This window comes from Micromonospora sp. NPDC005163 (assembly GCF_053599835.1).
Genome location: NZ_JBSFYP010000048.1, coordinates 42,184 through 52,112, shown reverse-complemented (window position 1 = coordinate 52,112; position 9,929 = coordinate 42,184). Strand labels below are relative to the sequence as shown.

Annotated in this window: 11 protein-coding genes and 1 pseudogene; 4 read left to right on the top strand and 8 right to left on the bottom strand. The window is 73.2% G+C overall.

Features of this window, described 5'->3' with window-relative positions:
- Window positions 1-300: 300 nt before the first annotated feature.
- Window positions 301-999, bottom strand: a pseudogene (locus ACWD6N_RS26965) (transposase family protein); the annotation flags it as partial.
- A gap of 154 nt (window positions 1,000-1,153) precedes the next feature.
- Between ACWD6N_RS26965 and ACWD6N_RS26960 the strand changes: the two are divergent.
- Entirely contained in the window at window positions 1,154-2,176 is a 1,023-nt protein-coding gene (locus tag ACWD6N_RS26960) for a tyrosine recombinase XerC (protein WP_354966911.1), read from the top strand.
- A 52-nt stretch (window positions 2,177-2,228) separates the two neighbouring features.
- Window positions 2,229-3,410, top strand: coding sequence for an aminotransferase class V-fold PLP-dependent enzyme (locus tag ACWD6N_RS26955; protein WP_354966912.1), 1,182 nt, complete (start codon window positions 2,229-2,231; stop codon window positions 3,408-3,410).
- Here the strand turns inward: ACWD6N_RS26955 and ACWD6N_RS26950 are convergent.
- A complete protein-coding gene (locus tag ACWD6N_RS26950) occupies window positions 3,331-4,011 on the bottom strand; it encodes a murein hydrolase activator EnvC family protein (protein WP_354966913.1) in 681 nt (226 codons plus the stop codon). The two genes, ACWD6N_RS26955 and ACWD6N_RS26950, sit on opposite strands and share 80 nt — an antisense overlap.
- A 143-nt stretch (window positions 4,012-4,154) precedes the next feature.
- On the opposite strand from ACWD6N_RS26950, the gene ACWD6N_RS26945 reads away from it, so the two are divergent.
- Both ACWD6N_RS26945 and ACWD6N_RS26940 read left to right on the top strand, forming a co-directional pair.
- Entirely contained in the window at window positions 4,155-4,787 is a 633-nt protein-coding gene (locus ACWD6N_RS26945; protein ID WP_354966914.1) for a class I SAM-dependent methyltransferase, read from the top strand.
- 117 nt (window positions 4,788-4,904) lie between these two features.
- Window positions 4,905-6,083 carry a sulfite oxidase gene (locus tag ACWD6N_RS26940; RefSeq protein WP_354966915.1) on the top strand — a complete coding sequence of 393 codons (1,179 nt, stop codon included), beginning with the start codon at window positions 4,905-4,907 and terminating at the stop codon, window positions 6,081-6,083.
- 63 nt (window positions 6,084-6,146) lie between these two features.
- Here ACWD6N_RS26940 and ACWD6N_RS26935 read toward each other — a convergent pair whose 3' ends face one another.
- The 6 genes from ACWD6N_RS26935 to rplS form a co-directional block, all read right to left on the bottom strand.
- Window positions 6,147-6,470 carry a DUF2469 domain-containing protein gene (locus ACWD6N_RS26935; protein ID WP_007075222.1) on the bottom strand — a complete coding sequence of 108 codons (324 nt, stop codon included), beginning with the start codon at window positions 6,468-6,470 and terminating at the stop codon, window positions 6,147-6,149.
- Window positions 6,467-7,279 carry a ribonuclease HII gene (locus tag ACWD6N_RS26930; RefSeq protein ID WP_354966916.1) on the bottom strand — a complete coding sequence of 271 codons (813 nt, stop codon included), beginning with the start codon at window positions 7,277-7,279 and terminating at the stop codon, window positions 6,467-6,469. The genes ACWD6N_RS26935 and ACWD6N_RS26930 overlap by 4 nt, the downstream gene beginning before the upstream one ends.
- Window positions 7,273-7,761: an NUDIX hydrolase gene (locus tag ACWD6N_RS26925; protein ID WP_354966917.1), complete on the bottom strand. Its 489-nt coding sequence runs from the start codon at window positions 7,759-7,761 to the stop codon at window positions 7,273-7,275. Before ACWD6N_RS26925 ends, ACWD6N_RS26930 begins: the two co-directional genes overlap by 7 nt.
- 49 nt (window positions 7,762-7,810) lie before the next feature.
- Complete coding sequence (lepB, locus tag ACWD6N_RS26920) at window positions 7,811-8,446, bottom strand: signal peptidase I (protein WP_354966918.1); 636 nt, start codon at window positions 8,444-8,446, stop codon at window positions 7,811-7,813.
- A gap of 10 nt (window positions 8,447-8,456) precedes the next feature.
- Complete coding sequence (lepB, locus tag ACWD6N_RS26915) at window positions 8,457-9,326, bottom strand: signal peptidase I (protein ID WP_387327026.1); 870 nt, start codon at window positions 9,324-9,326, stop codon at window positions 8,457-8,459.
- A gap of 181 nt (window positions 9,327-9,507) precedes the next feature.
- Window positions 9,508-9,864 (bottom strand): 50S ribosomal protein L19, encoded by a 357-nt coding sequence (rplS, locus tag ACWD6N_RS26910; RefSeq protein ID WP_354966920.1) that lies wholly within the window; start codon window positions 9,862-9,864, stop codon window positions 9,508-9,510.
- Window positions 9,865-9,929: the final 65 nt, after the last annotated feature.

Genomic DNA, 9,929 nt, shown 5'->3' with positions numbered 1-9,929 from the left:
GTTGGCGCCGTCGGGATGCACGGCGAGGAAGACCAGGGCTTGGCGGGCGGCGGTGCGCCGGATTGTCACCGGCCGGCCGTGGCACTGCAGCATCGTGTCGCCGAGGATTTGCAGGTGCAGGCGCTGACCAGTGGTGCGGCGGGGCGTGGGTGGCGCATCGCCTCGAGCGGTCTGTCGCGGGACGCGCGCCTGGGTCGGCGGTCGGTCGGCTGCCGGAGGCAGTGGCTCGTGGTGTCCTGGCTGAGGCCGGGCCTGGCTGATCACTGCGAGCAAGTCGGCGGCAGCCGCCGCGTTGAGGACGATGCCGGAAGCAGCGTCGGTCAATGTGTGGGCGGCGCGACGGTAGTCGCGGAGGATCTTGAAGCACTTCATCCTGGCCAGGGCGTGTTCCACCTGTGCTCGGACGGTGCGGTGCTGTCTGCTCAGGTCGTCCTTCCACTCGGGTAGCTCGCTGCCGTCGGCTGGCTTGCGGTACGGGATGATCACCTCTGGGTTGCCGCGGTAGGCGCCGTCGGCCATCACCGGCCGTCCGGCCAGCTTCTGGTCGATGCCGCTGGTGCGGTAGACGATGGTGTCGTTGCGGTTGCCGGGTTGTGGGTCGCCGAGGGCCACCACGAGGCGGGTGTGGGCGTCGATGGCGACCTGCAGGTTCGTTGAGTAGCGGTAGTTCTTGCTCGGGGCGGCCAGGCGGTGGTCCCGGGTCGGGATGAGGGTGCCGTCGACGATCGCGATCTGGTCGACCCGGCGCCGACGAACCGGGGCCAGTGCGAGGAGCGGGCCGAGGGTGTCGATGACCCGGTGAGCGGCGGAGTGCGACACCCCGAACAACGGGCCGATCTGGTGCATCGTCAGGTTCGTCCGCCAGTACGCGGCGACCAGCAGCACCCGGTCAGAGAGGTCGAGAGACCACTGCCGGCCCGGCCGGCCGTCAGCGATCGCGTCACCGCCACGCTCGGCGACCAGGCGGACCAGCCGGCGGAACTGGGCGGCTACCGCCAAGCCGAGACCGACGTCACCGGCACCGACGACACCGGCACTGTCGTGGCCGGCGGCACGCGACGCGCGGCCGTAGGCTGATTGTCGTGCCGACTGTCAGCGGGGGTGCGCCGGCCCATCGACCGGCCCGCACCACGGCGCCGCCCACCTGGCGGCGATGAGCGGGCCTGCCCGGGGCACCCGGGCCACCCACCAGGAGCTGCCGCCAGCGCTGCGCGACGCGGTGGACGATTTCGCCGACTACCTGTCCCGGGTCCGCAACCGGTCGACGCACACCGTCCGCGCGTACGTCACCGACCTGGTCTCGCTGCTCGACCACGCCGTTCGGATGGGCTGTGTCGAGCTGGCCGAGCTGGACCTGTCGGTGCTGCGCAGCTGGCTGGCCCGGCAACGGACGACCGGTGCCGCCCGCACGTCCCTGGCCCGGCGGGCCGCGTCGGCGCGGGCGTTCAGCGCCTGGGCACACCGTGCCGGGTTGCTCCCCGCCGACGTGGGCGCCGCGCTCGCCAGCCCTCGCGCGCACCGGGAACTTCCCACCGTCCTGCGCGCCGACCAGGCCGCCGCCCTGGTCGAGGCACCAACCCGGCTGACCCCCGCCTCCACACCGACCGGGCCGACAACGGCTGAGCCGCCGGACGAGGCGAAGCCCGGCCCGGCGGAAGGGACGGCGGTCGAGGCGGTACGGCTTCGCGACCGGGTGCTGCTGGAACTGCTCTACGCCACCGGCGTGCGGATCAGCGAGGCCTGCGGGTTGGACGTCGGGGACGTCGACCACGGCCGCCGGGTGATCCGGGTGTTCGGCAAGGGCGGTCGGGAGCGCTCGGTGCCGTACGGGGTGCCCGCGCAGCGAGCACTCGACGACTGGCTGCGGCGGGGCCGCCCGGCGCTGGTTGGCGCCCGCTCGGGCGACGCGCTGCTGCTCGGTGCCCGGGGCGGCCGACTCAACCCGACCACCGCACGCCAGATCGTCGGCGGGTACGCCGAGGCCACCGGCCTCCCCCGGACCAGCCCGCACGGGCTGCGCCACTCCGCCGCCACCCACCTCCTCGAGGGCGGCGCCGACCTGCGCGCGGTGCAGGAACTGCTGGGCCACTCGTCGCTGGCCAGCACACAGATCTACACGCACGTCTCGGTGGATCGGCTGCGCGCCGCCTACCGCCAGGCCCACCCGCGCGCCTGACCCCGACGAGCGAACCGCTCGGCGGTGATCGACCGGCGGTTACGATCATCAGGTGAGCGTCCCGCAGCCCCCCGAGCCGATCCCGGGCGCCCGCCTGCTCTTCTCCCTCGACCCGGCGGTCAGCCACCTCAACCACGGTTCGTTCGGCGCGGTGCCGATCGGCGTGCAGCGAGCCCAACAGCGGCTGCGCGACGAGATGGAGGCCAACCCGCTGCGCTTCTTCACCCAGGGGCTCGTCGACCGGATCGGGCACACCCGCCGGCACCTCGCCAGTTTCCTGGGCGCCGACCCGGAGGGCAGCGCCCTGGTCGGCAACACCACCACCGGCGTCGCCGTGGTGCTCCAGTCGCTGGGGCTGCAGCCCGGTGACGAGGTGCTCAGCACCGACCACGGGTACGGGGCGGTGAGCCTGGCCATCCAGCGGGAGTGCCGCCGGACCGGAGCGGTTGGCCGGGTGCTGCCGATCCCGCTGGCGGCCACCGACGAGCAGATCGTGCAGACCGTCCGCGCCGGCCTACGCCCGGGGCGGACCCGGCTCCTCGTCGTCGATCAGCTCACCTCGGCCACCGCCCGGCTCTTCCCGACCGCCGCCATCGTCGGGGTGGCCCGCGAACACGGCGTTCCGGTCCTGGTGGACGCCGCGCACGCGCCGGGCATGCTGCCGACCCCGGTCACCAGCATCGGCGCCGACTTCTGGGTGGGCAACCTGCACAAGTGGGGGTACGCCCCACGCGGCACCGCCCTGCTCGCGGTGAGCGCGCCGTGGCGGGACCGGATCGAGCCGCTGGTGGTCTCGTGGGAGCAGGACACCGGTTTCCCGGCCCGGATCGAATGGCAGGCCACCCTGGACTACACCTCGTGGCTGGCCGCCCCGGCGGGCCTCTTCACGCTGCGCAGCCTGGGCGTCGACCGGGTCCGGGAGCACAACGCCGCGCTCGCCGCGTACGGCCAGCGGGTGGTGGGGGACGCGCTGGGGGTGCCTCCCGCCCACCTGCCCGACCCCGGCGGGCCCGCGGTGGCTCTGCGGATCATCCCGCTGCCGGCCGGCACGGCCACCACCATCGACGCGGCGCGGGCCCTGCAGACGCGCATCGGCGAGCGGCTCGCCGCCGAGGTGGCGGTGATGAGCTGGAACGGCCGGGGGTGGCTGCGGCTCACCGGTCAGGTCTACAACGCCGCCGGCGAGTACGAACGGCTGGCCGTGCGGCTGCCGGCGCTGCTCGCCCAGCGCTGACCCCGCCGACCGGGAGCAGGCGTACCGGGCCGAGGCCGAGCAGGGCCAGCGGGTCGAGGTATTCCGCGCCCCGGCGCAGGCCCCAGTGCAGGCAGGCGACGGCGGGGCAGCCCGGATGCCCGGGCAGCAGTTCACCCAGCGGCGCACCGGCGGCGAGCGGCTGGCCGGGGCGTACCGACGGTCGCACCGGCTCGTGGGTGGTGCGCGGCCCGCCGGCGTGCCCCACGGTGACCACCGGTCGACCGGCCACCAGGCCCGCGAAGAGCACCGTGCCCCGCCCGGCGCTGCGGATCACCGCGCCGGCCGGGGCGGCCAGGTCCACTCCCCGGTGCCCGGCCAGCCACGGCTGGGGCGGCGGGTCGAATCGGCGCACCGGGCGGGGCTGCCCGTCGACCGGCCAGCGGAACCGCCCCGGGCCGGTGTCCGTCGGGTCGGGCGCCACGACCGCGACCGGCACGACCAGCGTCGGCGGGCGGCCGGGCAGTGCCGCGACCAGCAGCGCCAGGCAGCTGAGCTGGGCGGTCAGCGCGAGCGGGAACGCGGCGCAGAGCAGCACGGTGCGGCGGATCGGGACGGTGCGCGGGGCGGGTGGCGGTCGCATGACGGCAGCCTGCGACCGGGCGGGGCCGCCTGCCACCCCCGAGCAGCCGGGCTGTGGACAAATAGGGCTGCTGTGGACGACCACTCAAGGCCCTCGATGATCTGCTATGTCGCGGGCCGGCGGACGCTGCCTATGCTGGGCCGATGGCTCGGGACTGGCTTGCCTGGCATGACGACTACGACCAGCCGGGTTCGGCGCTGGCCGCCCGGCTGGTTGAGGTGCGGGAGCAGGTTCGGGCGGCACTGGACGGGGCGCCGGCTGGGCCGCTCCGGGTGATCAGCGCGTGCGCCGGTCAGGGCCGGGACCTGATCCCGGTGCTCGCCACCCACCCGCGCCGCCACGACGTGACCGCCCGCCTGGTCGAGCTGGACCCGCGCAACGCCGCCGTGGCCGAGGACGCCGCCCGGACGGCTGGTCTCAGCGGCGTACAGGTGGTGGTCGGCGACGCGGCGGTGACCGACGCGTACGCCGATCTGGTCCCGGCCGACCTCGTGCTGCTTTGCGGGGTGTTCGGCAACGTGTCGGACGCCGACGTTCGGGCCACCGTGGGGCACTCTGCCGCGCTCTGCGCGAGGGGCGGCACGGTGATCTGGACCCGGCATCGGCGCGAGCCGGATCTGGTGCCCGCCGTCTGTGACTGGTTCGCGCAGGAGGGATTCGCACCGGTCGCGGTAGGTCGCCCGGCGGACCGGGTCGGCGTCGGCGTGCACCGCCACCTCAACCGTCCCCGGCCTCTGCCGCCCGGGTTGACGATGTTCCGCTTCCTCCCCCGATGACCCTGCCACCCCGCACCGGAGGCGTCGCGCGCACCGGGCCGCGCTCGGGCCGTCGCAGAGGGCCTAGGCTGGTCCGAGTGCGAGCGCAGTGCCGCCGTCCGAGCCGGGGAGGCCCCTATGACCACTGTCGATGACCGGACGTCGGGGTCTCAGCAGGACGTCCCGACTCCGCACCTCGGGGCGGCCGACGCGCCGACGGTCGCCGAGGTGAGCGGCCCGTCCCGGCTCGCTGAGCCGGGCGAGGCGATCAGCGCCGAGGAGTTGCAGCTCGCCGCCCGCAACCACGGCATCCCGCTGGAGGCGCTGCGCTACGACGTCACCCCGGCGGGGTTGCACTACCTGCTCATCCACTACGACATCCCGGAGCTGGACCCGGCCACGCACGCGCTGACCGTCGGCGGTGCGGTGGACCGGCCGCTGACCGTCAGCCTGGCGGAGCTTCGTGAACGGCCCCGGGTCACCCACCGGGTCACCCTGGAGTGCGCCGGCAACGGCCGGGTCCTGCTGGACCCCCGGCCGGTCAGCCAGCCCTGGCTGGTCGAGGCGGTCGGCAACGCCGAATGGACCGGCACCCCGCTGGCGCCGCTGCTGCGCGAGGCGGGTCTCGACCCGGCCGCGGTCGACGTGGTCTTCACCGGCGCCGATCACGGCGTCGAGCGCGGGGTCGAGCAGGACTACCAGCGCGGGCTGCCCGTCGCCGACGCGCTGCGCGAGGAGGTGCTGCTGGCGTACGAGATGAACGGTGCTCCCCTGCTGCCGCAGCACGGTGCGCCGCTGCGGCTGATCGTGCCGGGCTGGTACGGCATGGCGCACGTGAAGTGGCTCCACTCGATCGACGTCCGGACGGAACCGTTCGAGGGCTACCAGAACGCGGTCGCCTACCGGCTGCGCCGCGACGCCGACGACCCGGGCGTTCCGGTCACCCGGATCGAGCCACGCGCGCTGGTCCGCCCGCCCGGCTTCCCCGACTTCATGTCCCGCCGCCGCGTGCTCCGGCCGGGGCCGTGCACTCTGGACGGTCGGGCCTGGTCGGGGCACGCGCCGGTGGTCTCCGTGGAGGTGACCACTGACGGCGGGACGACCTGGGTGCCGGCGGAGCTGGACGCCGCGGAGGGCGGCGACTTCGCCTGGCGACGGTGGCGGCACGAGTGGACGGCGACGCCGGGCCGGTACGTGCTCGGCGCGCGGGCGACGGACGCCTCCGGGCGGACCCAGCCGGTTGAGCAGCCGTGGAACCGGGGCGGCTTCGCCAACAACCTGGTGCAGCGGGTTGAGGTCGTGGTGCCGGCCGAATGACCGGCGGCGTGGGCTACGCCACGGGTGGGGGGCCCGTGGTGGCGCCGGACGGTACGGGAGCGGTCAGCCGCCGAAGCCGGAGTCGGCGGGGAGCGAGATGTCCGGCTTCTCCAGCTCCTCGACGTTGACGTCCTTGAAAGTCATCACTCGGACGTTCTTCACGAAGCGGGCAGGACGGTACATGTCCCACACCCAGGCGTCGTGCATCTCAACCTCGAAGTAGACCTCGCCGTCGGAGTTGCGCACGTGCAGGTCGACCTGGTTGGCCAGGTAGAACCGGCGTTCCGTCTCCACCACGTAGGAGAACTGGCGGACAATGTCGCGGTACTCCCGGTAGAGCTGCAGCTCCATCTCGGTCTCGTACTTCTCGAGATCTTCCGCGCTCATCGCACTCCGCCTTCCATGACCACATCTTCCCCCACCGGCGCCGGAGGCCGAAGCTGCTCGCCCAACGCCACGCCGACGGTACTCCCTGACGCCCAGGAGCGCTCCATCGGCTCATCCGGGCCCGGTTGGACGGGCCGACGGGCGCGCGGCGGCCGGCCGTCGCGACCGGAGACCGCGGCGACGTTGACGTACGAGAACCGGTGCTCCCGGCACGGCCCGTGCTCCCGCAGCGCCGCGGAGTGCTCCGGGGTGATGTAGCCCTTGTGCTCGGCGAAGCCGTACGCCGGGAACACCCCGTCCAACTCCACCATGATCCGATCCCGGGTGACCTTGGCGAGCACGCTGGCCGCCGCCACGCAGGCCGCCACGCGGTCGCCCTTCCACACCGCCAGCCCCGGCACCCCCAGGCCGTCCACGCCGAAGCCGTCGGTCAGCACGTACTCCGGCCGGGTGGTGAGCGAGGCGAGCGCCCGGCGCATCGCGGACAGGTTGCACACGTGCAGCCCCCTGGCGTCGACCTCCTCGGCCGGGATGACCACCACGGCGTACGCCAGCGCGCGGTCCACGACCTCCGCGTACACCCGCTCCCGGCTCGCCGGGGTGAGCAGCTTGGAGTCGGCCAGCCCGTCGATCTCGCCCCGTCGCCCCTCGGGCAGCACCGCCGCGGCGGCGACCAGCGGACCGGCGCACGCGCCCCGACCGGCCTCGTCGGCACCAGCGACCTGCCGGAAGCCGCGCCGCTGCAACGCCCGCTCCAGCGCGTACAGCCCGGCCTCCCGGCGCACGACGGTGCGCGGCGGGGTCAGCACGAGCCCTCGTCCCGGCCGACGCCGACCGTCGGTCGCAGGAGCGTGGTCAGCAGGGCGGGCAGCTCGACCGGGTAGTACCGCTCATCGCTGGCCGCCAGCTCGTCCGGCGACCACCAGCGGTGACCGGCGATGCTGCGCTGCTCGACGTCGTCGAAGCCCGCGGTGTCCACCTGCCACGACGACACCTGGACCAGGAAGAACACCTGCTGCTGGCGATACCACACACCGTCGAACGGGAACTCGGTCATCTCGGACCAGACCGGCTCGCCCAGCTCGGCGGGGTCGAGTCGCAACCCGGTCTCCTCGGCCAACTCCCGGGCCGCGCCCGCCGCCGGTGACTCCGTCGGATCCAGCCCACCGCCCGGGGTGAACCAGTAGCGGTGCCCGGGGCGGGCCGGGTCGAAGCCGTCGAAGAGCAGAACCCGGCCGGCCGCGTCGACGAGCAGCACGCGGGCGGCGCGTCGAGGGGTGTAGACGGTCACGCCCCCAGCCTGCCAGACCGGCGGCGGATCGCCCACGCCCCCGTCGGGCCTACGGCTTCGGAATGCCGTCGTACTGATCCGGCACGGTCAGCCAGGTGGCCCGGTTGACCGGCCAGAACACGGTGAACGCCCGCCCGACCACCTCGCCCTCCGGGATCGTGGCCTCGGTGATGTTCTGCCCGGACTGCTGCCAGTGCTCCAGCGAGTCGCCCGAGGCCGACCGGTGGTCGCCCATCACCCACAGCCGCCCCTTCGGCACGGTGATGTCGAATTCCTGGTCCGCCGGCTTGTCGCGGACCCCGTCCATCGAGAAGATGTACGGCTCGTCGAGCGACTTGCCGTTGATCACCAGCCGCTCCTGCGGGTCGCAGCAGACCACGTGGTCACCACCGACGCCGATCACCCGCTTGATGAAGTCCTCACCGTCGGGGTTGCCGCTCCACTCGATCGGCGCCTTGAACACGATCACCTCGCCGCGGTGCGGTGACCGGAAGTCGTAGACCAGCTTGTTGACCAGCACCCGGTCATCGATCTTGAGGGTGTTTTCCATGGACGGGGAGGGGATGAAGAAGGTCTGCAGCACGAAGGCGCGGACCAGCACCGCTACCAGGATCGCCACACCCAGCAGGATCGGCAGCTCCTTCCAGAAGGAACTACGGGGCTTGTCGGTCTGCTCGTCAATCACGCCAAGGAGCCTACGTTGCCGGGCCAGACGTCACCGTCCGGAACGCGCGGGAACCCCGCAGCGCGGCTACCAGGGGAAGAAGCAGCAGCACACCGCCCTGCGGGGTCGGACGGACCGGGGGCGCGCCCGAGGACGCCGCAGCCGGCCCGGACACGTCGTCGAACGTCGACGGCACCGACAGCGGATTCCACCGGGAGGACGGCCAGACCACCATGAAGGCACGGCCGACCACGTTGTCGATCGGCACCGGGCCCTGGCAGCGCGCGTCCTGGGACACCAGCCGGTGGTCGCCCATCACGAAGATCTGGCCGGGCGGCACGACGACCTCGTCGAAACGCCGGGAGCGGCACTCCCCCGGGTTGGGTGGCAGGTCCAGCGGGGAGTCGCGCACCACGTACGGCTCGTCGAGTGGAGTGCCGTTGACGGTGACCCGGCCCTGGCTGTCGCAGCACTTGACCCGGTCGCCGGGGAGACCGATCACCCGCTTGATGAAGTCCTTCTCGCCGGGGCGGCTCACCCCCACCAGGTCACCGACGGTCCGGGTGAGCTTGCCGGCGAAGCCCGGCGCCGGCTGCTCGTCGACCTGCGGTGCCCAGCGGTCGGTGCCCCGGAAGACCACCACCTCGCCGCGTACCGGGTCGCGGACGTCGTAGACGACCTTGTTGACCAGCACGCGGTCGCCGATCAGGAGCGTGTCCTCCATCGAACCGGACGGGATGAAGAACGCCTGGAGCAGGAAGGTGCGGATCAGCACCGCGAGGCAGAACGCGACGACCAGCAGCAGCGGGAGCTCCTGCCAGAGCGGCATCTGCCGGCGGGTGCGGCGGGCCCGCCGGCGCCACGGATCGACGGTGCCGTCCTCGTCAAGCGTCTGCACCACGCCACTCCCCGGTCCGCAGAAACACCACCGCCCGGGAGCCTCGTCGAGGCCCCACGGGCGGTTGTGGACGGCTGCCCGCCACATGGGCGGGGCCGCCGCCTCGCTGCGCCCGTACGACCAGGGTAGTGCGGTCCGGTCGGTACGGCATACGCGCAGCTCAGGCGGCGTGGCGAGCGGGAAGTCAGCTGGGCTGCTTCTCCCGCTTCTCCTTGATCTTGGCCTTCTTGCCGCGCAGCTCGCGCAGGTAGTACAGCTTGGCGCGGCGCACGGCACCGCGGGTCACGATCTCGATCCGGTCGATGCCCGGGCCGTTGATCGGATAGGTCCGCTCGACGCCGACACCGAAGCTGACCTTGCGGACCGAGAAGGTCTCGCGCAGACCGTCACCCTGGCGGCGGATCACGACGCCCTGGAAGATCTGGACACGGGACCGGGCGCCCTCAACGACGCGGGCGTGCACCTTGACGGTGTCACCGGCACGGAAGTCGGGAAGATCGGTCCGCTTCGACTGGGCGTCAAGGGCGTCCAGGATGTTCATCGCTGCGTCCTCGTGAGGCTCACGGCGCACCGTCACTCGGTGCGCGGGTGGGTGGTTCTGATCCC